We start from the raw sequence: 22574 nt of genomic DNA, 5'->3' as shown, positions 1-22574 counted from the left end.
GCGGCTTACTTCACCCAGAAGCCGAACTGTCACTTGGCGTTGTCACCATGTGTGAATGGCTGGCCAACTTATCTCTATTGCCCTGACGGTCGATCAACACGACGCAGGAGACTATTTCTGGGTGCTCCTGGAATCCTTCGACAACTCGATGGAATTCGAGCCGCTGATGGAAGCGGCAACGGGCTTTCCAACTTACGTGGAGGCCCTGCAGGCGGGGTACGTGGTGCTGAAGGGGATGTCGGAAGATTTGAATGTCGGGCCGCGGGAAGAGGGCGACGAAGCTCTGGTCGCGGAAGAGCGGGGTGCCAACGGCCGGCTCTGATGAGCGAACAGGCGCAAGCTATGCTGGCGCCTGTTTGTTTTGCGAGCGACCGAGGCACATGAAGAAATCCAAGCCCCCGAAAAAGGCGGGCACCTACGACATCAAGAAGCAGTGGCACTGGGGCCGTGCAATGCGCGAACTGCGTATCGCCGATTTCCTGAAGGAAGGCCGCTTGCTGCTTCCCGGCGAGTACACGGGCGAGGGGCCCGCCACCGATGACGGAACCGGCGCGCTTCGCACCGTGGGCGGTATTCAGGTCGGTGCCGCGAACTACGAGACGGGAATGATGTGGGTCGGCCGGAAACTGCGAGAGGGCGATCTGCCTTCCAAGCCGGGTGGGGCGGCAGCGAACTGAGGGTAAACCCGGGCGATTTTTGTCTGCAGCAGGTCTATCTTGGATTTGTGACCAATTGCTGGAGACAAACATGTTGATGGTTACAAAAGTGGTTGCAGCCGGCGTGGCGGCCCTCGTGATCGGGGGCACTCCGTCGCCGAACGGCGGGGTTTCGGATCTTTCTCCACTGGCGCCGCAAGTGGTTGCGGCGCAGACGTACGGGGAGTCGCCCTGCGCTGGCGGATGCAATGTCTGGCGCTTGATTTACGACGGGCGCTGACAGCCGCCGGAGTTCGGATCACGCGGGTGAAAGCACCCGCCGAGCAGTGACGATGGCGAGCAATTCCCGGTCGCACACGCGATCGGATGGCCACGTATATGCTGCCGGGCTCGCATCACTTCCACCGGAGCCCGAGACACATGTCCGCACAGCCCATCGAGGTCTATTCCTGGCCCACGCCGAACGGCCACAAGATTCACATCATGCTCGAGGAATGCGGCCTGCCGTACCACGCGCACCCCGTGAACATCGGCAAGGGCGACCAGTTCGCGCCCGACTTCCTGCAGATCAGCCCCAACAACAAGATCCCCGCCATCACCGACCCGGATGGGCCGGACGGCAAGCCGATCTCGCTCTTCGAATCGGGCGCGATCCTGGTCTACCTGGCGGGCAAGACGGGCAAGCTGCTGCCGGCAAGCGACCGCGAGCGCTACGACGTGCTTCAGTGGCTCATGTTCCAGATGGGCGGCGTTGGCCCGATGCTCGGCCAGGCCCATCACTTCCGCATGTATGCGCCCGAGAAGATTGCCTACGCCATCGACCGCTACACGAACGAGGCCAAGCGCATCTATGGCGTGATCGACAAGCAACTGTCGAAGAACAAGTTCATTGCCGGCAAGAGCTATTCGATTGCCGACATCGCCATCTTCCCGTGGCTGCGCAGCTGGGAAAACCAGGGCATCACGCTCACCGACTTCCCGCACCTGAAGGCCTGGTTCGACGGCATCGCGGCGCGCCCGGCCGTGCAGCGCGGCGTGAAAGTGCTGGCCGATCTGCGCCAGCCGATCACCGGCGACAAGGAGCGCGAAATTCTGTTCGGCAAGACGCAGTACGAGAAACGCTGAGAAACTTTCGGGAACGGGGCAATATCCGGGCTAGAATAGAAGGCTTGTCGGGGTGTAGCGCAGCCTGGTAGCGCATCTGGTTTGGGACCAGAGGGTCGAAGGTTCGAATCCTTTCGCCCCGACCAAAAAATCGAAATGCACACAGTCTTTTGCGGGCTGTGTGCATTTTTCGTTTCGGGCCATGGAGAGTGCCGAATCGGCAGCGTTGCCGCGCGAGGCAAAGTGCGGAACTGGGTAGAATCGCAGCCGCTGCCGGCCCGGAAACAAAGACGTCTAAGTCGTTGATTCTCCTGGGTTCTCTTCGGCTCGCATCTGCCCGTAGCTCAGTTGGATAGAGCACCTGCCTTCTAAGCAGGTTGTCGGGGGTTCGATCCCCTCCGGGCAGGCCAATTTCAGTGATTCACGAAGCCCCTCAAGGCACCATAATCACCCACTTTCCCTCTGTAGAACTCCACACAGGCGGAAAACGCGTTGATCCACTGCAATGCAGTCGACCTCAACAGGATGAGGCTCGAAACTCTCGCGAAGTCACGTTCTGGCACCTTACTTAATCGGGCTCGCATCAAGGGAGCGGCCGAATCGAGCAACGCACTCTGTGTATCGTCCAATCTCTGCGCCAGTTGGGATTAGCGAGGCGCCAGGGCCCTCCACGAGTTGAGTTCTGCCGTCCTCAAGCACGTCTGCGCTTAGCAGGATGTGTTTGTCGCTGTTCAAGTTAATTCTGTAGCCATTGGCTCGGCGTGTCTGATACACCGTTGCATTGACATAACGCTGTTCGGCCGTGAATCCGTCCTGCACGCATTCCACGAACTGCAATACTCGACCCTCTTGAATTTGACCCGCTGCTCTGAACTTGAATCGATACTCTTCTTCACCGCGAAGTGCTGGGGCTACGCATCCGGCCAAACAAGTGGCAGATGCGAGTAAGAATAAAACCTTCCGTTGCAAATCATTTCTCCTCAAACTGCTCGGACAAGCAACAAGTTCGGCCGATTTTTGTAGTCGGGCGCAATCCTAACCAATAGTGAATCGCCCCGCGTTTTTTTATACACCTCTGAGCCTCAAACCTGAGGCACCAATAGGAGGTGCCATGAGTGAGCAGAGATATCCCGAAGAATTCAAGGCAAGGCCGAAGCGATCAAGCAAATCATCAAGCGCGGCCACAAGGTGGCCGATGTGTCGGTCCGGCTGGGTGCGAGTCAGCACAGTCTTTATCAATGTGATCCTGTATGGTCGTCGACGTGCGACTCTATCTGGGAAAGTAGCGCCCTCCAATGAAAGGCATTTCGGTTCGATGCCGGCCCCGGAAATGAAAAAGCCCGCATTGGGCGGGCTTCGGAATCTTCGATGCGCAGGGAAGAATGGGTTTGGGCGAGCTTCTAGCCCTATGGTTTCGACCCGGGTTTAGAAGCGGTAGCTCCATACTTTTGAAGGCATGCCGTCGCCGCTTTGATCTCTGGCTCAAGCGTGGTTATAGTCCTTCGCTCCTTCATGCGCGATACGGTGTACGTTCCATCGTCGCGGAGTTCGGCCGTCATGAGCTTGTTGGTGAGCGATATGGCGTCCACCCTATAACCCCACGCTCGCTTTACGAGCCGCGCCTGTGATGGTGCGGCGAGGTTCATCACGGTGTCCCAGCCGTCGAAAACGCAATCTGCCAAAAGCGCCTGCTTGGAGGGCTCATACTGCCCCTGTGCGACCGGCTCGAAAGTATCGGGAGAGAACTCAATCGGAATTTGTGAGCAGCCCGAGATTGCGAGCAGGCCGACCGTCGAGGCGCAGATACCCAAACGTAGTTTCATCCTCTTTTCACTCCTGTTTGTTGGCCGCAAGCATAGCGAAGGATTGGCGGTGCTCGCCTTCGTTGATCACGACCGAAAACCCCGCGTTCGAGCTCCGCTGCTGCAATCTGCCTCACAGTGGAGCAGGGGACTCAAAATCCCCCGCCGTAAGTTGTGCCGGGTCGATGCCAGGCCCGGAACGAAAAAGCCCTTTTGATGCGGGCTAAGACGCACGCCGAGGAGCCCGTGTGGAAGGGCTGCCATAAACATGAGGACTCTGGCTCTTCCCAAACAAGCGGCAGCCACCTATTACAGAACAGAACGACTGCAGCCCGAGTTCAACAACAGTGAACCGTCCGCCGCTCAAAACTTGCGCTCAGGCTCTTGCTTGATGCAGGTTCCATCCGCCACGATTTTCAGGTGCTGCGTTTTCTTGATGACCCCTCGTTGGGTGAACGAAAAAGCACCGCTGAGCCGGTTGATTCGCACAGAAGTCTCAAACGAGGCTTGGCGATCTTTCAATTTCACGTTGCTGACTAAGTACCAATCATGATCACGGCTAAGGTTCTTGCCAGCCATCTTGGCCTTGTCGTTCTCCATGTCTCTTGACATCAACACCGCAGCGACATCGCGGCCGGCGATGTCGATATTAAGTCTCCCGTCTTCGCCCATTACTTCAACGGCTACGGTTTCCGCCAAAGGCTTTTCGGCATCATCGAGTGCGATGAAACCTTCTACGTCGCACCTCAAAAACACTGAGTCTGAAGCTGCAGCAAACGAACTGGCTGCAGCGCAAGCTACGACGAGCAGGACCTGAGCGCAGAAGACTTTGCTCATAGAACGACGGTGGTTGATTGACATGTTGTCTGGTGGATGCGTTGACGTCGAAGTTCAGCGAAGTATCCCTCAGCGGTCGCAAAGGTTGTCCAGGAAGTAATCGGCGAGGACATCGCCGTAGCTTTCACTCGACCGAGAGGGGTTGGCTGCGACGTAGTCAACAAACCCCTGCGCGATCGACTTGAATCTCGTTTTACGCAGACAGGTCGCATCCGGGTAGATCCTGTTTACTGCCTCAAGAAGTTCCTGGTTGCCGCGCTTGTCGTTCTTGGGGCGCAGATCGATGGTCGCAGACATCACACCCCTTCGGGTTCCTTTCATCCACCCGGTCATGAACGCAGAAATGGTCGTGACACATTTCTCGTCGGCGCTCGACGTGCCGGTGTTTTTCAGGAATTTGGAACAAGCGTTGGCCACATAGCCTGCCTGCACAGTTTCCGGGACTTGTGCTGATGCGAGGCAAGTCGCTGAAGCGATAAGCGCTGCACCAAAGATCCGAGCGATGGCTGGCCGTTTTATCGCCGCCCGCTTCTGAACTTTCCAAACCTGCAGATCCATTCTCACGCTCCTCATGTAGTAGGGCGTGAGCATATCCAACGAAGTCGATCAACCCCGTCTGCCCTGATGCCGTGACGCCTGTCACCTGGGATGAAGACAGGTCGCTGGATGAAGAGGAGGGCGCGGTCTATATCGTCACGCGGCACTGCGCGCGGATTCGTAGTTGGGCGCGCCAGCTACGCAAGCTGCACGATGCAGATGAGACCTACAAGACGGAGCACGGGCTCAGCAGGCTCAGCGATGCGCCACTACGAGATGCAAGCCTGCGCGCTCGGGACGAGCCGTGATCTGTATGTTGAAGGCGGGCGTGAACTGCAGTCGGGGCGCTTTGCCGTCCGTGCGTACATCACGACTGATCTGCTGGCCATCGTCACCCAGCGACCGGGCGGCGATGCTGTCGGCTTCGTGTCTTTCGGCCTGAAGTGGATCGCTGATGGCTGCACAGGCATGGGGGAGGTGGACGAGTTGGAGGTCGAGCTCGACCAGGCCTGGATGGCCCCTGCGTTCCGGCGGCGGGGCTGGGGCGAGCTGGCAGTGACCGCCATCGCGTGCGCCACTAGGCGGAGCGTTGACTAGGTGGAGGCAACGACTCACTGGCCTGCCGGCTTCGTTGCCCCTGAATCGCCCCGGCTTTCATGGAGGCCAGTTGGTTTAAGTCATGCCGCCGTCTTGGCGGACTGACTGGCGAGTTGCCGGTAATAGTTTGCCTCAGCTTCTGCAGGCGGGATGTAGCCGATGGGTTCGAGCAGGCGATGGTGGTTGAACCAGGACACCCATTCGAGCGTCGCGAACTCCACCGACTCCTTGGTCTTCCACGGCGCCCGGCGATGGATCAGCTCGGCCTTGTAGAGGCCGTTGATCGTCTCGGCCAGGGCGTTGTCATATGAGTCGCCTTTGCTGCCCACTGATGGCTCAATGCCAGCCTCGCCCAGTCGTTCCGTGTACCGGATGCTGACGTATTGCGAGCCACGATCGGAGTGACAAATCAAGCTGCCGTCGCGTTCGGGTTGACGGTCGTACAGCGCTTGCTCCAAAGCATCGAGCACGAAGTCCGTGCGCATCGAGCTGCTGACCCGCCAGCCCACGATGCGTCGGGCGAACACATCGATCACGAAGGCGACGTACAGCCAGCCCTGCCATGTCGACACGTACGTGAAATCCGAGACCCACAGCTGGTTCGGGCGCTGCGCTCGGAACTGCCGGTTGACCCGATCCAGCGGGCATGGTGCTCTGGAGTTGCTGATAGTGGTCTTCACCACCTTGCCGCGCATCACACCTCTCAGCCCCAGGCGCCGCATCAGCCGCTCGACCGTGCAGCGGGCCACCGTCGTGCCCTCGCGCGCCAGTTGCCTCCAGACCTTGTCGGCCCCATAGACCTGCATGTTGGCCTGCCAGACGCGCTGTATCGCCGGAATGAGGACATCGTCGCGGAGTGCTCTGGCGCAGCGCTTATGCGGCTCGCGCAGCAGCGCCGCGTGCCGCCGGTAGCCCGACGGGGCGACCTGCAAGACCCTGCAGATCGGCTCGACCCCGAAGGTGGCACGATGCCTGTCGATGAAATCCCTCAGGACTTCAGCCGGCGGTCGAGCTCCGCCTGGGCGAAAAACGCGCTCGCCAGCTTCAGGATCTCGTTGGCTCGGCGCAGTTCCTTGACCTCGCGTTCGAGCTCCTTCATCCGCTGGGACTCGCTGGTCGTCACGCCTTCTCGAACGCCGTTGTCGACCTCATCACGCTTGACCCATTCGTTCAGCGTCTGCGGCACGCAGCCGATCTTCGGTGCAATCGACTCGATCGCCGCCCACAGCGACGGGTATTCCCCACGGTGCTCCTGCACCATCCTCACTGCGCGCTCACGCACCTCGGGTGAGAACTTGTTCGACTTCTTCATGGCTCAATCCTCTCAGAGTGTTGAGCCTCCACAAAATCCGGGGCGATTCACCCCACTCAAGATCAAGGTCTGCGCCGATCTCTACAGCGCGAGCGCGAGGCGCTGCTGGCCACGTGTGCTGACTACGTTGCGCTTGGATTTGGGATCAGGTCGGAGCTGAAGCGGGGACGGGTGTCGAGGATCGTGCTGGATGGGCGGGGGTAGAGCGCGCTCATGAAAAAAGCCACCTCGCGGGTGGCCTTATATCGGCAAATGAAGGCAGGTCAGTGAGATTCAGTCATTGCGAGTTTTGATGCCAAGATCTGACCCAACTCGGCGTTGATCATCTCAAGAGCATCAAGTGCCTTGGTGCGCCAGAGCAGGGTAGGGCTATGGCGATGGCCGTCGGACCGGTGTACTACGTACGCTTGTCCTCTAGGACTCGAAAGGTGATGTTGTTGCCTGACACTTGGTCAATCGACATCTTCAGGTTCCGGAACGTAATGGTTTGGGCGTTTCGCGGGTAAGTAAGGTTCTGAAAGAACGCCACGCGCGCCAAGCCTTCAGGACTGAACTCGCGATAGGTAAGGTTTATTGCGCTGTCTGTGATGCCTGTGAACAATATTTCATAGTTCACGAAGCCCTTGTTGGTGTTCACCTTGGTTTTGGGCTGGCGAATGAGAGTGCCGTCCGGTGGTGAGATCTGCAGCGTGTAGATCACCAGGACGTGGTCCCCGTTCATCCCAGGATTGGTTGCAACAATTCGCGGAAGGAGCTTTCCGTCATCCCCGAGAAGGGCCGCTTGGTATTGCACTGGGTTGGATTGATTCGCTACTACTTGGTAGTCTTTCCCATCAACAGCAATGCGCCCTTTTACTTGGTAGCTCTGTCCTTCCTGAAAAGCAACGTTCACCGGGCCGCCCGTCATCGTGAATGACTTGTTGGGTGTGGCAGATGGCTCCTCGAAGGAGTCCTCCCAGTAGTCCTGGACCTTCACCATGGGGTCGCCCACATTCACAGTGAGCGGCTTGCCAACGTCGTAGTTGCTCTTTAGCACATGTTGATTGCCCAGATGACGTACCCCCTCTGGGCGCAACGGTGCAGTACATGCCGTCAAAGCCATGGTCATGGCGAAGATTCCAAATGCCTTCATTCCCTCTCTCCTTTGCTGCATGCGACTATAACTTTTCGTTACAGCGATGAACTGAGCAGGAACCCTGTTATTTCTGGGGCGGAGGGCAGAACCGCTCAACGTCCGCGATGGTCTGCTCGATAAGCCGTGTCTTCGGGGTGCTCGATCAAATCGACCAGCAGGTTGACCAAGTTCTTTCGAAGAGTCAGCCGCTGCTGAGCGGCGATCTCGGCCAGGTACTCCTCCAGCGCCCGCACTGACGGCTCCGCATAGGCTCCCACGAGCTTGAGCGAGGCGCGCTCGGTCCTCGGCCCCCTGCCCGTCTCCAGCCATTCCGGCGACACGCGAAGCGCCTTAGCGATGGACACGACGCGGCGCTGTTGACGGCCGGCGTCGAGCGCACGCGGGCCGCTGGTGCCCGGGCCGACCTGGCCCCAAGCAGCGCGACCGCGCGAAGGAAAACACCGCCCGGGCGCTGGCCGTTCTGGCGGACCTGCAGCGCACCGTCACGCTGGTGGCGGCGCACGCCAAAACTCAACAGGAGAACGTCGATGCATACGAAGCAGGCCTCGAAGCGCTGGCCGGCCGCGGCCGCACTATTGCTGCTGATCTTGGCCGGGTGTGCAAGCATTACGCCGACTACGCTGCCCGTGATCGCGAGCAGGCCACAACCGACCTCGCTGCCTGCCAGCGTATCGCGGATCGATCCACAGTCCTCGCAGCCATGGCTGCTCGAAGTCGAGAGCTTCTTGAGCGAGGCCGACTCGTTGTTGAAGGGCGAGACAACGAAGTGCGGCTTCTGCTCGGCACCTTGAAGAACGATCGAGCTCTTACTGCCCCTCCATAGTGGCCGGTCTCTACCCCTATCGCATCCCCCAGCGTTCGCGCTGGGGGATTTTTCTATTGGTGGTGTTCTTCACATCTGCTGGTCTCTCCCGATTCCTACTGTCAAAATGCGAGCCAAACATCGTGGAGCGAGGGTCAACTGAATCAATCAGCCAAATCATCTGGGGCGTGCATTGCTGCGCGGGGAATCGGGGTTCTGCTGGCGCTTCTGCTGGTAGTAGCCACCGCCGTGATTGCTTGGGGCGCCGATCGAGGCTTGGGCATCGCAGATGAGGGCGTCTACTTGTTGGCTGCCCGCTATCCAATGGAGATTGAGCAAAACGTCTCAGCGGTCTTCGACTACACCGGGGCGGTCTTCAGGCTGGTGGGTTATCACCCAGCGTTGTTCCGACTGGCTGGGCTGGCGGCGATCATGCTTTCGGCCGTGGCGTTCTGGGCCGGGTTTCAGAAGCTCCTGCTGATCATGTTCCCGGGGGCCAAACATGCTCAGCATTTGCGCCTGAACTCGCTTCTGTTCATCCAACTCGGTGGCATCCTGTACTACCAGTGGGCGTTTGCGACGCCGAATTACTACACGTTGACAGCGATCTCACTCAACCTTTTCGCTGGGTTCGTCATGTGGGCGCTGGCGCTGGAGACGCTGAAACCTCGCAACGTGCACACAACCTTTTTCTTCGGGGTCGCCGGCTTGGCGCTGGGCTCTGGCGTCTTCGTCCGCTTCACCTCTGCTGCGCTGGTGTTGGGCTGCCTGTTCGCGCTGCTTTGGTATTGGCCTGGTGTCGGTCGTATGCGCAGAATCCGGCTTCTGCTGACGGTGGGCGTGGGGATGGTGGTTTGGTCAGGTTTTCATTTCATTGCAGTGCAAGGGCCGGTGCGGCAATGGGAGATGTTTACGCACGGCTGGCAGCTGTATCAAGCTATCGGCACGCACTCGCCTGGAGCAAAAATCTTCGCCTACCCGCGAGACCTTTTTGCTCTTGGTCTCGCTGCCTTCCTGGCATTCTGGCCATGCCATTTGCTGGTCGCCGCAGCTTTGCTTGTACCGCGAGTCGCGCGCAGGCGGTTTGCCTTGTTGGCGATCTTTCGCCCGTCGGTCGTCGCCGCGCTCGTTCTCGTTGTCGCGGCAGTGCTGTCGTGGCGCGTTGGCGCGAACGTGCTGGCCAGCCGGCTGCCTGCCTCAGGCGGCGTGTCTATCTACCTGTCGTTCTACAGCGCCTGGATCCTGGTGCTGATTGCGGTCTATGCGCTCTTCGCCATGCAGCCCGCCGACGTACGCCCCGAATGCGACCCGGCCGCGATGCAGTGTCGCGGCTTGGTTTTGTTTCTGCTTGGCCTCCCGATTGCTGGCTCGGTTGGCACTGCCAATCCGCTTTACAACGTCATCTCCTTCTACGCCGTTCCGTGGTTCGGACTGGTCTTCTTGCTTGGCCTTGCGCTGATTGCGCGCTACAAGGCCCGGCCAGCGCTGCTGCTTGGCGTTATGGCCGTTATGGGCGGGGTGACCTGCAGTCAAGTAGTGCAGGGCAGCGTGCAGGCACCATCACAGGTCTCGACCGGGCTGCAGCTGCAAGCCATACCGACAGAGGTCGGATTCCCTGCGCACTGGATGAAGTTGGACAGCGAGTCGCACAAGCTGATCGAGCAGCTGCGTGCGGCAGCGGTGCGCAGCGGCTTCACGCCTGGCGACGATATCGTGGCGGTGAGCTACCTACCGGGCTTGGTCTACGCGATGGGCGGTAGGTCGCCTGGTCACCCAACCTTCTTGCTCGGCACGCCGGGCTATCTCGCGTACAGCAAGATGGCTTTGGGCTTTGCGGAGAAGGCACGCGTGCGTGCGGCTCTCGTGCTGCTTGACTTGGATGCTCACGACGCGGAGCTTCAGCTGCTTCTTGGATCGGCCGAAATGGACTTCCCGGCGGGCTACAACTTGCTCGGAGAGGTAACGGCTGGCGATAAAACTTACCGGCTATTCAAACCCAGTTTGTGAGTGGCGCTGCAAACTAAGACTAAATACAGGAGGCACGATGGATCACAGTTTTTCGCACAAGGGCAAGCGGGTCGAAGTCGACGTGCTGGAGAAAGACGGGCAATTCGAATACGCCTTCAAGATCGATGGCGGGCTGCCGGTGCGAAAGGACGAATTCGTGTCGCGCAGTTCGGCATCCGCGGTGCTCGCTGCCATGGCCGCAGCCAAGAAAGAGATCGACGGAAGCGCGGGGGTGTCTAGCCTTAGGCGATAACGGAGGGACCGAACTTCGCTGCCACGTATGCACGCATGGCGGCGACCAGGAGTGACGGTCCCTCAACCCACGTACCGCGGCCTCCGCTTGACTGGACTGGCAAACGTCCCATAGATATCGCGCACCAAGTGCCGCCCTTGGCAGGCATCGGCGCAACATGGATGCCTTCACGCTCCATGATTGGACCACCATGCGCCCAGTTGGAGGAGGGCGTGAAATCCGCTTCGGATGCACGGCCATCTGCTTTGGCTACCCAAAAGTCGAGCCGTGAGCCTGAGAGTTCGGAGGTTTTCATGGAAGGTCGTCGGCGAGGCGTGAAGCCCCGAATTCTGCGCGTGGGACGTTGCAGAGTTCGCGCAATGCCCCGCGCGGTGAAGGCCTAAAGCAATTGCAGAACGATCCGCAGCATTTGCAAGCTGGGTGGGCGTTGCAGATCCTGATTGATGGCTCTCGGACGTAGCGCAAGTCACCTCCGCAGAGCGGGTTAACATCCTGCCCCCGATGCCCAAGAAGAAGCCACGCAAGCGCAGCAAGAAAACGTCTGGCGGGATCGCCTTTGCCCTGCGCCGCACAGCGGTCTGGTTCATTACCGCCAGCGCCATCTCGATCTAGGCCACGAGCCGCGGATTTCTGCCAACTCCATCGTCGACACCTGCTCCCTCTGCCGAGCGTTCAGGCCCGACCGCCGCGACCCAGTTCGCAGGTTGCCGCCCCACCAGCAGGACAAGGGCTCTGTGATCCCGAGATGCACGACTTCGAACGCTGGTTGACGGCACCGTCGAGGAGGCCCGAGTGATGCTCGAGCTGCCGTCGGTCGAGCTTTTCGATGCCAGAGAGTCGACAGCACGTACGGCGAGTTAGTACCTTCAAGGCGGGGGAACAGACGGGGAACGTCTGGCACGCCAATCTGAGGAGTCGAATGTTGGCGCTGCCCTGCAGCTCGTCCTTCAATCCCCTCCGGGCCTAGGAATGTATTCTCCTTGTGAAGATGCTCGGTGAGGCTTAGCCATTTCCAGAGGCCTTTCGAAAGCTCGACGTGGCACGCACTGAGGAGTATTGGCTGATACGTGCGGTGATGGCCGGAGGCGCGCTTGCCCGGGTGTTCGAACTTTCGAGCAGAACTTTTCTGCAGTGATCGAGTGCGCACTGATCTTCGACATTTGCGCAGCTTCGCTTGAGAGCTTGGGCGCGCACGCGCGAACATTGATTGATGCCGTGTAGGCTGCAATGGAAAGCTGCGGGCGGGCACCTTGCAACTCTGACGCGCTGCTCATGCTCATGGTCAAGCTTCTTTCAGTGATTGCGTGGCGATGACCTCACGCGCGACCTCGATGGTGATGCCGAGGGCTCGCTGGCACGCAATTCAAAGTGCGGCCTCCCACAAATGTGGTATCCCGATGGGCTCGCCAGCGCACCTGCAGCATGAGAGCATCGTGCCCAGCCGTTATCAAATACGGGAAAGCCGGGCGCCCAACCCAGCTCGGCACGAGGAGACCAAAACCATGAAAACAATGTTGTTCGCCATCCTGCTTGAGGCCGCTGCCTGCAGCTCCAATGCAGGTTCCCTGAGCATGCCAGGCAGTCTGGGATTCAACCCTGCCGGCGCTTCGTCTGCGCCGATTTTCGAAACAGCCAATCGTTCAGGCAGCCGGCGCGTCGGCGGCCGTAACAGCAGCGGTAAGGGCAGCCACTATGTGGGTGGCCGCAGGCGATAGGCACTGGGGCCCTACTCGTCACCTTCAGTGCCAAGTTTGTCGCCGCACTTCGAGTGCATTGCGCTGCTCCGCTGGGCTGACGCCCGAGCTGGAGAATTGGCCGCAATCGCTGATCAACGCGGCGCCGCCGGCACCATTTGCGAGCGTTACGTCGATGCCACTGGTCCCTAATCAGTCGGGTAGTTGTTGCCCGGAGATGCTTGTCGTACCGCTCGGCTTCTGCGGTGCTCGCTGCGACGGCTGCTGCCAAGAAGGAGATCGACGGCAGCGCAGGGTGTACGGCCTCAGGCGCTAACGGTGGAGCCGAATTTCGCTGCCACGTAGGCACGCATGCCGGCGACAAGGAACGATGGCCCCTCTACCCATGGGCCGCGGACACCGTTTGACCGGTCCTGAAGGCGTCCCAGGGAAATGGCGCACCAAGTGCCGCCTTTGGCAGGCATCGGCGCAACATGGATGCCCTCCCGCTCCAAAATCGGGCCGCCTTGCGCCCAGTTGGAGGAGGGAGCGAAATCCGATTCGGACGCGCGCCCATCCGCTTTGGCTACCCAAGAATCAAGCAATGCGCCCGAGAGGTCGGAGGTTTTCATCGTGAAGGCTGTCGGCTAGGCGTAAAGCTCCGCATTTTGCGTGCGGTCCATTGCACAGAGATTGCGCGATGCACCCCCCGCCTTCGAACCTCGAACCGCCCAACAGTGCGCAAGCCCTACGCCTTGCTGACCTTCAGATCCAGTCGCTATACACCGCACTCAAGGCGCTGGCTGAGGTATCGATCTTCGTCGCGCGGGCAGTTGTCCGCGAGAGGGTGCTGCGGAGTCTCCGGTTACAGCGACGCGCAGGCTGAGCCGGAGGGCACCGTGTTGGCCAATATGTGATTTTTTACTGTGACGACCGGCGCTATGTAGAGATCGGCTTCGCGTGAGACTAGATAGTCCGCAATTCGCGTGTACGCCGCGCGGCTGATCGAGTAGCCGTCGCCTGCGTCACCGAGAGAGTGAAAGACAGCAACCGTCCAAGTGCCCTTGGCGATGCCATTGTCGATGGCGTTCTTGGCGATGTTGAATGCGGTCGTATCGTCCCCGTTGACGGGAATGCCGCTGATGCCGAAGCGCCGCTTGGCCACTGTTTCGGGTTCGTTCTCTCCGGAGCCGAGCGTGCGCGCGCCCGTGACCATGGTGGACAAGAGCATCTCGTACTCGCATGCGCCGGCCTGCCTGCTTCCGATCGTCTCCTGCGAGCCCATCATGCCGTTGCCATGAGGGTAGGCGTAAGTGTGGTCGGTAGGCACCTTGCCGTAGATGTTATGGAGCAGCCACGCCTCCATGCTGCCAATGTCGATCGCAACTTCTCGCTTCGTTTTGGTCGCCAGGATTTTGTTGTTCCAATGCGAGAAGGAGTGGTTTCCTACCTCATGCCCGCGCCGGTGGACCTTGGCCCACTGCTTGGCATGCAGTGTGACCGTGCCTACTGCAGCGAGGTAGAAGGTGCCTTTGATTCCTCGGGAATCAAGGATCGCCGCCTGGAGGAGCTGTGAGTTCCATCCGTCATCGGAAGTCAGGCTGACAGCACTCTTCTTGTTTTCCGGCCATTGGAACGCGATGGCTGAATTGCAAAAAAGCAGGATGGCCAGTGCGACTTGAAAATTCTTGAGAGCGTTTATTTGCATGGCCTTCGGCACAAAAGCTACCTTCTCCGCGCGAGGTCGAAAGGCGAGCAAATGTACCGTAGCAAGACCCAAGAATGTGAACTTTCTATGTCAATTTGAGAGTGCGGTCTCAGTGCCGTTGGCTGCCACTACCGTTCGCCTGGCGGGGAACCGTTTGGCACGCCATCGGGTGGATCGAATGCCGGCACGCCGTCTGGCTCGCCCTTTTCAGTCTTTTCAGAACGCGGATCCTAGGCATCAGCAAGCATCGATTCGCAATGCTTGCACTTGATGGCCTCAGCCTTGATGCGCTCCGCACGGAAGGGGCAACTCTTCATGGGAGCTTCTGTATCGACCTGTTGGTCTGTTTTCGATCGGTCGACGCCAATGCAGGCCCATGCCATCGCCGCCGCCCACGCGACGAACGTTCATCCTAAAAATACATTGATCAAGGAAACCGCAATAAGGCTGGCGTGCTTGCGGCGCAATGCTTCATAGGTAGGCAGCAGATAGAGCAGTGCGGCTGCCAACAGGGATGAAAGGGATACGACCGTGCCGAATGTGTTGATCTCATTGGACGGGATCTGCCCCATGGTCCACGAAAAGTACACCCAGAACACCAATAGCGCGATGCGCAGAAAAACCATGCCTCAATCCTCTACTTGTTGAACTCGGCATGGTTACGGCGCGAAAGTGAATCCCTAAGCCCGGAGCCTTACTTATCGACCAGATGTTGATGCGGCCTATGGTCATGCCCCCGATCAGCCAACCTGCTTCTGATGCACGTTGCACCACATCCAATCTTCCCCAGGCTCGATCGACTGGATCACCGGATGGTCTTCCGCATGCGAATGCTTCGTCGCATGCCGGTTCTTCGACGAGTCGCAGCACCCCACGTGGCCGCAGTGCACGCACAGGCGAAGGTGGACCCAGGTGTCGCCTGTTTTCAAGCAGTCTTCGCAGCCGCGCAGGGTGTACGGTTGCGCGATGTCGGCGGGCACGTGGTCGCAGGGTTTGATGGGCACGAATCAGCTCCTTTGTGATTCAAGATCGATCAGGCCGTGGTCGAGGCCTGCGACAGGTGTTGATGAATCAGCGCGACTGCAGCCGCGCCTTCGCCGATGGCGCCGCCGACGCGCTTGACCGAGCCCGAGCGCACGTCACCCACGGCAAACACGCCAGGCACGCTGGACTCGAGCGCGGTCGCCGGCCGCGCCGGAAAGCCACTGCTCGCAGCCGCGCCGGTCAGCACGAAGCCGTGTTTGTCGACGGACACGCCGCAGCCTTCGAGCCACGAGGTCTCAGGCTCCGCGCCCACGAACAGGAAAATGTTGCGCGCAGGGCAGTCGTGTTCGTTGCCCGACGTGTGGCAGCGCCACGTCGCACCCGTGAGGCCTTCGTCCGATCCGCCGTGCAGGCTGATCAGCTCGGTGTGAGGCTGCAGCGAGATGTTGGGCGTGGCTTCGATGCGGTCGATCAGGTAGCGCGACATGCTGGCCGCGAGCGACGGCCCGCGCACCAGCACGTTGACCTTGGCCGCGTGGCGCGACAGAAACACTGCCGCCTGTCCCGCGGAGTTGCCGCCGCCGACCAGTGCCACTTCCTGCTGCGAGCAGATCTTCGCTTCGATGGCCGAGGCCCAGTACCAGATGCCGCGGCCTTCGAACTCGGCCAGGCGCGGCACGGCGGGCCGCCGGTAGCGCGCGCCGCTGGCAATCACCACGGTGCGCGCGTTGATGGCGCGGCCATCGGCCAGCGAAATACGCAAGCTCTCCTGTGGGTTGTCGCGCGAGCAGTCCAGCGATGTCACCTTGGCGGGGATCAGCATCTCCACGCCGAACTTCTGCGCCTGCACGAAGGCGCGGCCCGCGAGTGCCTGGCCCGAGATGCCGGTCGGAAAGCCCAGGTAGTTTTCTATGCGCGCGCTGGCGCCGGCCTGTCCGCCGAAAGCGCGGCAATCGAGCACGATCACGCGCAGGCCCTCGGAGGCGGCGTACACCGCCGTCGCCAGGCCGGCCGGCCCGGCGCCCACGACGGCCACGTCGTACAACTCGTCGCGTTCGGCGGTGTCGACCATGCCCAGGCAGCGCGCCAGCGCGTCGTCGCTAGGGTTCACCAGCACGGAGCCGTCGGGGCACACGGCCAGCAGCTTTCCCGCGCCGTACTGCGCAATGAGTGCGGCGGCGTCGCTGTCTTCATCCGCGTCGACCAGGTGATAGGGGTAGCCGTTGCGCCGAAGAAAGTTCTCCAGCCGCGCCATGTCGGGCGACTGCGGAGGGCCGATCAGCACCGGGCCGCTAGCGCCGGATTCGATCAGCGCCACGCGCCGCAGGATGAGTGCGCGGGTGATGCGTTCGCCCAGGTCGGCTTCGGCGACCAGCAGGGCGCGTAGCTGCGCCGGAGGCACGAGCAGCACCTCGACGTCTTCATCGGCGTGTCCGTCGACCAAGGCAGGGCGGCCGCTCAATTGGCCGACTTCGGCCAGGAATTCTCCCGGGCCCTGCCGCACGATGGGCACGACATGCCCGAGCCCGTCACGTTGCGTGACCGCCACGACCCCTTTGAGCAGCACGAACATGCCGGGGCCAGTTTCGCCGGCCGTGAAAAGTCGCGTACCGCGCGCGAACTGCTGCACGGTGCCGAAACGCGCAATGCGCGCAATCTCGGTGTCACTGAGTACGGGAAAGGTCTGCTGGAGGCGGCCGTTGTCGGTGCCGCGTGCGTCGGTGGCCATGCGTGAAAAGCTCCTTTTCGCGAGTCCACCGCATTAGACGACGAAGTGCGCCAGAGGGGCTGTAACACCGTCATGTGCTTGCAATGTTCCTGACATGCCGGCTTCATGGCAGGTGCGGAGACTCCCTCGGCAGAAAGGGTTCCCCATGAAAGAACTGCCCAACCCGACGTTTCCGCTTTCGCAGATCGGGCTGCGCGCGGCCTTGTGGCCCGCTCCCGCAGTTGGTGTTTCGACCACCACCGCTGCCCGCACGTCGGTGCCCCAGGCGCCCGCTGTCATTCTTCCGCCATCCACCGAAGCCCGTCAGGGCATCACTGTGGGCTGGGCCCGCCACCTCGATGATGTGCGCGCCGCGCAACGCCTGCGTTACGACGTGTTCGTCGGCGAGATGGGCGCCCGCGTGTCCTCACCGCTGGCCGGCCACGACATCGACCTGTTCGACGATTTCTGCGAACACCTGCTGGTGCGCGACGAACTGACGCAGCAAGTCATCGGCACGTACCGCGTGCTGACCCCGGCGCAGGCGCGCCGCGTCGGCAGCACCTACAGCGATACTGAATTCGACCTCACCCGCCTGCGCGACCTTCGCGAGCGCATGGTCGAGCTGGGTCGCAGCTGCGTGCACCCCGAACACCGCCAAGGCGGCGTGATCCTGGCGCTGTGGGGTGCTCTGGCCGGTTTCATGCACCGTAACAAGCTCGACACCATGATCGGCTGCGCGAGCATTCCCATGTCACACAATGGTGTGACGAATGGCGATGCCGCCGCGAGCATCTGGCGCCAGGTGTCGGCCAGCCACATGGCACCGATCCAGTATCAGGTGCAGCCGCGCCTGCCGCTGCCGGTCGAGCGTCTGGACAGCACGCTCGACGTGGAGCCGCCTGCACTCATCAAGGGTTACCTGCGCCTGGGGGCCAAGGTGCTCGGCGCACCGGCCTGGGATCCGGATTTCAATGCCGCCGATCTGCCGATGCTGATGCGCATTGACGATTTGCCGGCGCGTTACCGCAAGCACTTCCTGGGCGCATGAAGCCGGCGGCTGCCCGGCCCGAACCGGGGCCGCTTGCTTCTCCCAGCGGAACCGCCGAACCTGTCGCAGTTGGCACAGGGGCGTCACAAGAATGTCATCTAACTGACACAAGCGAGGCTGACACTGTCATATTTCAGCCTACGTGTTCTCCTGTGCCGCTTGCTCCAGAATCAGTGCCTATGCAATCCGACCCCGCAGATCCGTCGCTTGACGTCGCGGCGCCCACGTTCACGCTGCTGGACCGCGATCACAGCATCCTGTCATTCAACGAGCGCGTGCTCGACTGGGCTCATCGGCCCGAAGTGCCGCTCATCGAGCGGCTGCGCTACCTTTGCATCGTTTCGTCGAATCTCGACGAGTTCTTCGAAGTCCGTGCCGCGCCGCACCTGATCGCGGGCAGCGCCGGAGACCACAAAGGCACCTATACCGTCGAATCGTTCGAGCGCCTGGCCGAAGCCGCCCACACGCTCGTGGCGCGCCAGTACGCGCTGTACAACGACGAGCTGATGCCGACCTTTGCCACGCACGGCATCCACATCATTTCGCATGGCGAGCGCAACCCGGCGCAACGCAAGTGGGTCAGCGAGTATTTCGAGCGCGAAGTGCGCCCGCTGCTGATCCCGGTCGGGCTGGATCCGGCGCATCCGTTCCCGCAGGTGGCGAACAAGTCGCTCAACTTCATCGTGCGGCTGGGCGGCAAGGACGCCTTCGGGCGAGAAAACCCGATCCAGATCGTGAAGGTGCCGCGCGTGCTGCCGCGCCTGATCAAGATGCCGGCCAAGGTGTCGGACGGCAAGACGCTGTTCGTAGCGCTTTCGAGCGTGGTGCGTGCGCACCTGTCGAGCATGTTCCCAGGCCGCGAGGTGGGCGATTTTTCGCAGTTCCGCGTTACGCGGCATTCCGACCTTGCCGTGGACGAAGAAGACGTCAAGAACCTGCGCACCGCGTTGCGCCAGGGTCTGCAGCACCGCCACTACGGCCAGGCCGTGCGGCTGGAGGTGTCATCGAGCTGCGCGGAGTCGCTGGCGAGTTTCCTGCTGGCGCAGTTCAACCTGCCGCCGCAGGCGCTGTACCGCGTGCACGGTCCGGTGAATCTGGCCCGGTTCACCCAACTGGCGGACCTGCTCGACGAGCCCAAGCTGCGCTTTCCGCCGTATCCGGCGTCGTACCCGGTCACGCTGTCGCCGTCGCAATCGTTCTTCGATCGGCTGCAGCGCGGGGACGTGCTGATCCACCAGCCCTTCGAGAGCTTCGACGGCGTGCTCGCGTTCCTGCGCGAGGCGGTGCTCGACCCCCAGGTGCTGGCGATCAAGCAGACCATCTACCGCACCGGTGCCGACTCGGTGCTGATGGATCTCCTTCGCGAAGCAGTGCGCCGCGGCAAGGAAGTCACGGTGGTGGTGGAACTGAAGGCGCGCTTCGACGAAGAGGCCAACATCAACTGGGCCGAGATGCTCGAGTCGATCGGTGCGCAGGTGGTGTACGGCGTGGTCGGCCTGAAGACCCACGCCAAGATGCTGCTGGTGACCCGCCGCGAAGGGAAGCAGATGCGCCGCTATGGCCATCTCTCCACGGGCAACTACAACCCGCGTACCGCCAAGCTCTACACCGACATCAGCCATCTCACGGCCGACCCGCTGCTGACGGCCGACATGGAGACCGTGTTCGTCCACCTCGCAAGCCAGAGCCGCCTGCCCAAGCTCAACCGCATGTGGCTGGCGCCGTTCGACCTGCACAAAAACCTCGTCACACAGATTGATGCATTGGGCGTGGCGGCTGCAGCGGGGCAACCGACCCGCATCGTCGCCAAGATGAATGCGCTGACCGACGAGGAAATCATCGCCGCGCTGATCCGCGCGGGGCAGAAGGGCGTGAAGATCGACCTGATCGTGCGCGGCGCCTGCACGCTGCCGGCGCAGGTGCCGGGGCTGACCGACAACATTCGCGTGCGCTCGGTCATCGGGCGTTTCCTCGAGCATTCGCGGGTCTTCTACTTCCGCAACGGTGAGGACGAGTCGCTCTATCTCTCTAGCGCCGACTGGATGAACCGCAACATGATGCGGCGCATCGAACTTGCCTGGCCGGTGACCGACCCGGGCCTGCGCCAGCGCCTGATCGACGAATGCCTGGTGGCCTACCTGCACGACGGGCGTGACGCCTGGGACCTGGGCGGCGATGGCATCTACACCCGCGTCAACCACGACACACATTCAGGCGAGGCGGGCGCTTCCCGCATGATCGAAGCACACGGCGCGCAAGCCGCGCTGATGAACCGCTATGCATCCCGAGGGCACCTCCGGGATGCATCCAGCAACTGAAGACCGAAAGACGATGACCATGGACTTGATCTTCTGGCGCCACGCCGAAGCCGAGGACTGGACCGAGGGCTGCGACGACCTGCAGCGCTCTCTTACTGCGCGCGGCGAAAAGCAGGCCAAGCGCATGGCGACCTGGCTCGACCGTCAGCTGCCTGACGGCACGCGCATCATTTGCAGCCCTGCACGGCGCTGCGAGCAGACAGCCCTGGCGCTGGGCCGCAAGTACAAGCTGCGCTCCGAACTGGCGCCCGACACCACGGCCGAGGCGTTGCTCGGCGCTGCCGGGTGGCCCAATGGCAAGTCGGTCGTGCTCATGATCGGCCACCAGCCGTCGGTGGGGCAGGCGATTTCTCTGCTGCTGGGCCTCAAGCAGGACAGCTGCCCCGTGCGCAAGGGGGCGCTCTGGTGGATCCGCACGCGCGAGCGCGACGGCGACGTGCAGACCGTCGTGGTGACGGTGCAGTCGCCGGAACTGCTCTGAGCGCCGAGTTCGCGCGGCTCAGCAGCCGCTGAGCTCTACGCGCCAGCTGCTGGTCTTCTGCCAGGCCAGCACTTCTTCGCGCAACAGGTGCGCCGACTGTGGATAGGCCTCGGCCCAGTCCGGCGCGCAGGCGATCGTGAAGGCTCGCGCTCCCAGCGCCGCCAGGTGCAGCGCCTGCGGATCGGGATCGCGCCGCGCATGGCACAGAATGATCGCGAGTCGCAGCGACAGCAGTTGCATCACGAAGGTTTCGTCGTCCAGTGCCACCTCGAGCTTGCGCAGCTTGCCGCGCTGGCCCAGCACCAACTGGCCGAGCGCGTGCATCTCGTTCACTGCGAAGCCGGGGGCGTCGGCGTTGTCGAGGATGTAGGCGCCATGCTTGTGATAGTCGCTGTGCGAGATCTGGGTGCCAATCTCATGCAGCTGTGCCGCCCAGCCCAGCTTGCGCAGCGCGCGGCCGGCGCGACTCGACGTGTTGCCGCCGCGGGCGGCGGGAGACAGCTGCAGGAACAGGCTGGCGGCCGTGTCGCCCACGCGCTTGGCTTGCGCCGTATCGACGGTGAAGCGGTTGGCCAGCCGCGCGACCGTGGCGGTGCGCATGTCGGCCACGCTTTCGTCGCGTTCCAGCAATTCATAAAGCACGCCGTGGCGCAGCGCGCCCTGGGCGACTTTCATTTCCTGGATGCCGAGCAGCTCGAACACCGCACGCAGCACGCTGACGCCGCCGCCGATCACGGCCTTGCGGTCTTCGCGCATGCCGTCCATGCGCAGCTTGTCGGCGCTACCGGCCTTCAGCAGGCGGTCGAGCAGCCAGTCGAGACCTTCGCGCGTGACGAGCCCGGGCTCGCCGCCGGCCGCGGCCAGGACGTCGCCGACCGCGCCGATCGTGCCGGAGGCGCCGTAGGCCACGTCCCACTGGTCGCGGGTGTACGTGGCAAGCGCGTCGTCCAGCACGGCCTTGGCGGCCACCTCGGCGGCGCGGAAGGCGGTGGGGGTGAACAGGCCTTCGCCGAAATGCTTCATTGACCAGGCCACGCTGCCGACACGGTAAGACTCCATGCGGTCGGCCTCCAGTGCGTGGCCGATGATCATTTCGGTGGAGCGCCCCCCGATGTCGATGACCAGGCGCCGTTCGCGATCGGAGGCGTCGGAGTGCGGCAGCATGTGCGCCACGCCCTGGTAGATCAGGCGGGCTTCTTCGCGCCCGGGGATCACGTCGATGCCGAACCCCAGAATGGTGCGCGCGCGCAATAGAAATTCCTCGCGATTGCGTGCCTCGCGCAATGTTTGGGTAGCGACGGCGCGGACCTGCGCGCGTTTGAAGCCAGCGAGGCGCTCCCCGAAGCGCGCAAGCGCGTCCCAGCCGCGCTGCATGGCCTCGGTCGTGAGGTTGCGCGCGCTGTCCAGGCCATTGCCCTGGCGCACCGTCTCCTTGAGATATTCGGTGCGATGAATCTGACCATGGTCGACCTGTCCGATTTCCAGCCTGAAGCTGTTCGAACCCAGATCGACCGCTGCGAGGCGGGTGCCGTTTTGCATTTTGTAGTGGAGAGGGCGGTTCTCTGAATCGTAGCGCCGTGACAGAACGCGCCGCGCCTCAAGTCTCATC

The 22574-nt window shown here is 61.8% G+C and carries 24 protein-coding genes, 2 tRNA genes, 1 pseudogene and 1 other annotated feature; of the genes and pseudogenes, 14 read left to right on the top strand and 13 right to left on the bottom strand.

The window, feature by feature from the left end; all coding sequences use genetic code 11:
• Positions 1-55 precede the first annotated feature (55 nt).
• The 6 genes and pseudogenes from L3V85_RS20705 to L3V85_RS20680 form a co-directional block, all read left to right on the top strand.
• The gene (locus L3V85_RS20705) at positions 56-322 is read left to right on the top strand and encodes a hypothetical protein (RefSeq protein ID WP_237674588.1); all 267 of its coding nucleotides are present in this window, start codon (positions 56-58) and stop codon (positions 320-322) included.
• Between the two features lie 58 nt (positions 323-380).
• Positions 381-677: a hypothetical protein gene (locus tag L3V85_RS20700; RefSeq protein WP_237674587.1), complete on the top strand. Its 297-nt coding sequence runs from the start codon at positions 381-383 to the stop codon at positions 675-677.
• A 399-nt stretch (positions 678-1076) separates the two neighbouring features.
• A complete protein-coding gene (locus tag L3V85_RS20695; protein ID WP_237674586.1) occupies positions 1077-1781 on the top strand; it encodes a glutathione binding-like protein in 705 nt (234 codons plus the stop codon).
• 48 nt (positions 1782-1829) lie between these two features.
• Positions 1830-1906, top strand: a tRNA-Pro gene (locus L3V85_RS20690).
• A gap of 187 nt (positions 1907-2093) precedes the next feature.
• Positions 2094-2170: transfer RNA gene (locus L3V85_RS20685), tRNA-Arg, on the top strand.
• A gap of 701 nt (positions 2171-2871) precedes the next feature.
• Positions 2872-2999: pseudogene (locus L3V85_RS20680) on the top strand (transposase); the annotation flags it as partial.
• 167 nt (positions 3000-3166) lie between these two features.
• On the opposite strand, the gene L3V85_RS20675 reads toward L3V85_RS20680, so the two are convergent.
• The 3 genes from L3V85_RS20675 to L3V85_RS20665 form a co-directional block, all read right to left on the bottom strand.
• Positions 3167-3583, bottom strand: coding sequence for a hypothetical protein (locus tag L3V85_RS20675; RefSeq protein WP_237674585.1), 417 nt, complete (start codon positions 3581-3583; stop codon positions 3167-3169).
• 342 nt (positions 3584-3925) lie between these two features.
• Entirely contained in the window at positions 3926-4399 is a 474-nt protein-coding gene (locus tag L3V85_RS20670; protein WP_237674584.1) for a hypothetical protein, read from the bottom strand.
• A gap of 69 nt (positions 4400-4468) precedes the next feature.
• Entirely contained in the window at positions 4469-4957 is a 489-nt protein-coding gene (locus L3V85_RS20665; RefSeq protein ID WP_237674583.1) for a hypothetical protein, read from the bottom strand.
• Positions 4958-5197: 240 nt separating this feature from the next.
• On the opposite strand from L3V85_RS20665, the gene L3V85_RS20660 reads away from it, so the two are divergent.
• Entirely contained in the window at positions 5198-5533 is a 336-nt protein-coding gene (locus tag L3V85_RS20660) for a hypothetical protein (protein ID WP_237674582.1), read from the top strand.
• An 80-nt stretch (positions 5534-5613) separates the two neighbouring features.
• Here the strand turns inward: L3V85_RS20660 and L3V85_RS20655 are convergent.
• The 3 genes from L3V85_RS20655 to L3V85_RS20645 all read right to left on the bottom strand — a co-directional run bounded on the left by L3V85_RS20655 (position 5614) and on the right by L3V85_RS20645 (position 8324).
• A protein-coding gene (locus L3V85_RS20655) for an IS3 family transposase (protein ID WP_237674581.1) occupies positions 5614-6845 on the bottom strand; the annotation gives its coding sequence in 2 pieces (ribosomal slippage) (positions 5614-6557 and positions 6557-6845; 1233 coding nt in all).
• Positions 6451-6567 (bottom strand) — a sequence feature (AL1L pseudoknot). It overlaps the preceding gene by 117 nt.
• Positions 6846-7242: 397 nt before the next feature.
• On the bottom strand, positions 7243-7977 hold the full coding sequence (locus L3V85_RS20650) for a hypothetical protein (RefSeq protein WP_237674580.1): 735 nt from the start codon (positions 7975-7977) through the stop codon (positions 7243-7245).
• 95 nt (positions 7978-8072) lie between these two features.
• Positions 8073-8324 carry a hypothetical protein gene (locus L3V85_RS20645; RefSeq protein ID WP_237674579.1) on the bottom strand — a complete coding sequence of 84 codons (252 nt, stop codon included), beginning with the start codon at positions 8322-8324 and terminating at the stop codon, positions 8073-8075.
• Positions 8325-8507: 183 nt separating this feature from the next.
• On the opposite strand from L3V85_RS20645, the gene L3V85_RS20640 reads away from it, so the two are divergent.
• The 3 genes from L3V85_RS20640 to L3V85_RS20630 all read left to right on the top strand — a co-directional run bounded on the left by L3V85_RS20640 (position 8508) and on the right by L3V85_RS20630 (position 11042).
• A complete protein-coding gene (locus tag L3V85_RS20640) occupies positions 8508-8771 on the top strand; it encodes a hypothetical protein (protein WP_237674578.1) in 264 nt (87 codons plus the stop codon).
• A 287-nt stretch (positions 8772-9058) separates the two neighbouring features.
• The gene (locus L3V85_RS20635; protein WP_237674577.1) at positions 9059-10789 is read left to right on the top strand and encodes a hypothetical protein; all 1731 of its coding nucleotides are present in this window, start codon (positions 9059-9061) and stop codon (positions 10787-10789) included.
• A 37-nt stretch (positions 10790-10826) separates the two neighbouring features.
• Complete coding sequence (locus L3V85_RS20630) at positions 10827-11042, top strand: hypothetical protein (protein ID WP_237674576.1); 216 nt, start codon at positions 10827-10829, stop codon at positions 11040-11042.
• Here L3V85_RS20630 and L3V85_RS37560 read toward each other — a convergent pair.
• A complete protein-coding gene (locus L3V85_RS37560; RefSeq protein ID WP_366492234.1) occupies positions 11032-11337 on the bottom strand; it encodes a phage protein NinX family protein in 306 nt (101 codons plus the stop codon). The two genes, L3V85_RS20630 and L3V85_RS37560, sit on opposite strands and share 11 nt — an antisense overlap.
• Positions 11338-12544: 1207 nt before the next feature.
• Here L3V85_RS37560 and L3V85_RS20625 point away from each other — a divergent pair.
• On the top strand, positions 12545-12757 hold the full coding sequence (locus tag L3V85_RS20625) for a hypothetical protein (protein ID WP_237674575.1): 213 nt from the start codon (positions 12545-12547) through the stop codon (positions 12755-12757).
• A gap of 284 nt (positions 12758-13041) precedes the next feature.
• Here L3V85_RS20625 and L3V85_RS20620 read toward each other — a convergent pair whose 3' ends face one another.
• From L3V85_RS20620 to L3V85_RS20600, 5 genes are all read right to left on the bottom strand, one after another.
• Complete coding sequence (locus L3V85_RS20620; protein ID WP_237674574.1) at positions 13042-13347, bottom strand: phage protein NinX family protein; 306 nt, start codon at positions 13345-13347, stop codon at positions 13042-13044.
• Positions 13348-13580: 233 nt separating this feature from the next.
• Complete coding sequence (locus tag L3V85_RS20615; RefSeq protein WP_237674573.1) at positions 13581-14423, bottom strand: polysaccharide deacetylase family protein; 843 nt, start codon at positions 14421-14423, stop codon at positions 13581-13583.
• Positions 14424-14830: 407 nt separating this feature from the next.
• A complete protein-coding gene (locus tag L3V85_RS20610) occupies positions 14831-15049 on the bottom strand; it encodes a superinfection immunity protein (RefSeq protein WP_237674572.1) in 219 nt (72 codons plus the stop codon).
• Positions 15050-15163: 114 nt separating this feature from the next.
• The gene (locus tag L3V85_RS20605; RefSeq protein ID WP_237674571.1) at positions 15164-15427 is read right to left on the bottom strand and encodes a UBP-type zinc finger domain-containing protein; all 264 of its coding nucleotides are present in this window, start codon (positions 15425-15427) and stop codon (positions 15164-15166) included.
• A 29-nt stretch (positions 15428-15456) separates the two neighbouring features.
• On the bottom strand, positions 15457-17136 hold the full coding sequence (locus L3V85_RS20600; RefSeq protein ID WP_237674570.1) for an FAD-dependent oxidoreductase: 1680 nt from the start codon (positions 17134-17136) through the stop codon (positions 15457-15459).
• Between the two features lie 145 nt (positions 17137-17281).
• Here L3V85_RS20600 and L3V85_RS20595 point away from each other — a divergent pair, with 145 nt between their 5' ends.
• From L3V85_RS20595 to L3V85_RS20585, 3 genes are read left to right on the top strand one after another with little or no spacing between them, the layout of a single operon-like run.
• Positions 17282-18166, top strand: a complete 885-nt coding sequence (locus tag L3V85_RS20595; RefSeq protein WP_237674569.1) for a GNAT family N-acetyltransferase — start codon at positions 17282-17284, stop codon at positions 18164-18166.
• Positions 18163-20484 carry a polyphosphate kinase 1 gene (ppk1, locus tag L3V85_RS20590; protein ID WP_414080142.1) on the top strand — a complete coding sequence of 774 codons (2322 nt, stop codon included), beginning with the start codon at positions 18163-18165 and terminating at the stop codon, positions 20482-20484. Before L3V85_RS20595 ends, ppk1 begins: the two co-directional genes overlap by 4 nt.
• A 19-nt stretch (positions 20485-20503) precedes the next feature.
• A complete protein-coding gene (locus tag L3V85_RS20585) occupies positions 20504-20965 on the top strand; it encodes a SixA phosphatase family protein (protein ID WP_237680616.1) in 462 nt (153 codons plus the stop codon).
• Between the two features lie 18 nt (positions 20966-20983).
• Here the strand turns inward: L3V85_RS20585 and L3V85_RS20580 are convergent, their stop codons facing one another.
• A complete protein-coding gene (locus L3V85_RS20580; RefSeq protein WP_237674567.1) occupies positions 20984-22504 on the bottom strand; it encodes a Ppx/GppA phosphatase family protein in 1521 nt (506 codons plus the stop codon).
• Positions 22505-22574: the final 70 nt, after the last annotated feature.

The sequence above is a fragment of the Variovorax paradoxus genome (genome assembly GCF_022009635.1).
Lineage (GTDB): Bacteria > Pseudomonadota > Gammaproteobacteria > Burkholderiales > Burkholderiaceae_C > Variovorax.
The sequence above is the reverse complement of the archived record's forward strand: the minus strand, read 5'-3'. Positions and strand labels throughout refer to the sequence as shown.

What these genes read in the sequence shown, in the direction of transcription:
- L3V85_RS20705 (WP_237674588.1), top strand. Translation starts at nt 56, where the DNA reads ATGGCTGGCCAACTTATCTCTATTGCCCTGACGGTCGATCAACACGAC.
- L3V85_RS20700 (WP_237674587.1), top strand. Translation starts at nt 381, where the DNA reads ATGAAGAAATCCAAGCCCCCGAAAAAGGCGGGCACCTACGACATCAAG.
- L3V85_RS20695 (WP_237674586.1), top strand. Translation starts at nt 1,077, where the DNA reads ATGTCCGCACAGCCCATCGAGGTCTATTCCTGGCCCACGCCGAACGGC.
- L3V85_RS20675 (WP_237674585.1), bottom strand. Translation starts at nt 3,583, where the DNA reads ATGAAACTACGTTTGGGTATCTGCGCCTCGACGGTCGGCCTGCTCGCA.
- L3V85_RS20670 (WP_237674584.1), bottom strand. Translation starts at nt 4,399, where the DNA reads ATGAGCAAAGTCTTCTGCGCTCAGGTCCTGCTCGTCGTAGCTTGCGCT.
- L3V85_RS20665 (WP_237674583.1), bottom strand. Translation starts at nt 4,957, where the DNA reads ATGGATCTGCAGGTTTGGAAAGTTCAGAAGCGGGCGGCGATAAAACGG.
- L3V85_RS20660 (WP_237674582.1), top strand. Translation starts at nt 5,198, where the DNA reads ATGCGCCACTACGAGATGCAAGCCTGCGCGCTCGGGACGAGCCGTGAT.
- L3V85_RS20650 (WP_237674580.1), bottom strand. Translation starts at nt 7,977, where the DNA reads ATGAAGGCATTTGGAATCTTCGCCATGACCATGGCTTTGACGGCATGT.
- L3V85_RS20640 (WP_237674578.1), top strand. Translation starts at nt 8,508, where the DNA reads ATGCATACGAAGCAGGCCTCGAAGCGCTGGCCGGCCGCGGCCGCACTA.
- L3V85_RS20630 (WP_237674576.1), top strand. Translation starts at nt 10,827, where the DNA reads ATGGATCACAGTTTTTCGCACAAGGGCAAGCGGGTCGAAGTCGACGTG.
- L3V85_RS37560 (WP_366492234.1), bottom strand. Translation starts at nt 11,337, where the DNA reads ATGAAAACCTCCGAACTCTCAGGCTCACGGCTCGACTTTTGGGTAGCC.
- L3V85_RS20625 (WP_237674575.1), top strand. Translation starts at nt 12,545, where the DNA reads ATGAAAACAATGTTGTTCGCCATCCTGCTTGAGGCCGCTGCCTGCAGC.
- L3V85_RS20620 (WP_237674574.1), bottom strand. Translation starts at nt 13,347, where the DNA reads ATGAAAACCTCCGACCTCTCGGGCGCATTGCTTGATTCTTGGGTAGCC.
- L3V85_RS20615 (WP_237674573.1), bottom strand. Translation starts at nt 14,423, where the DNA reads ATGCAAATAAACGCTCTCAAGAATTTTCAAGTCGCACTGGCCATCCTG.
- L3V85_RS20610 (WP_237674572.1), bottom strand. Translation starts at nt 15,049, where the DNA reads ATGGTTTTTCTGCGCATCGCGCTATTGGTGTTCTGGGTGTACTTTTCG.
- L3V85_RS20600 (WP_237674570.1), bottom strand. Translation starts at nt 17,136, where the DNA reads ATGGCCACCGACGCACGCGGCACCGACAACGGCCGCCTCCAGCAGACC.
- L3V85_RS20595 (WP_237674569.1), top strand. Translation starts at nt 17,282, where the DNA reads ATGAAAGAACTGCCCAACCCGACGTTTCCGCTTTCGCAGATCGGGCTG.
- ppk1 (WP_414080142.1), top strand. Translation starts at nt 18,163, where the DNA reads ATGAAGCCGGCGGCTGCCCGGCCCGAACCGGGGCCGCTTGCTTCTCCC.
- L3V85_RS20585 (WP_237680616.1), top strand. Translation starts at nt 20,504, where the DNA reads ATGGACTTGATCTTCTGGCGCCACGCCGAAGCCGAGGACTGGACCGAG.
- L3V85_RS20580 (WP_237674567.1), bottom strand. Translation starts at nt 22,504, where the DNA reads ATGCAAAACGGCACCCGCCTCGCAGCGGTCGATCTGGGTTCGAACAGC.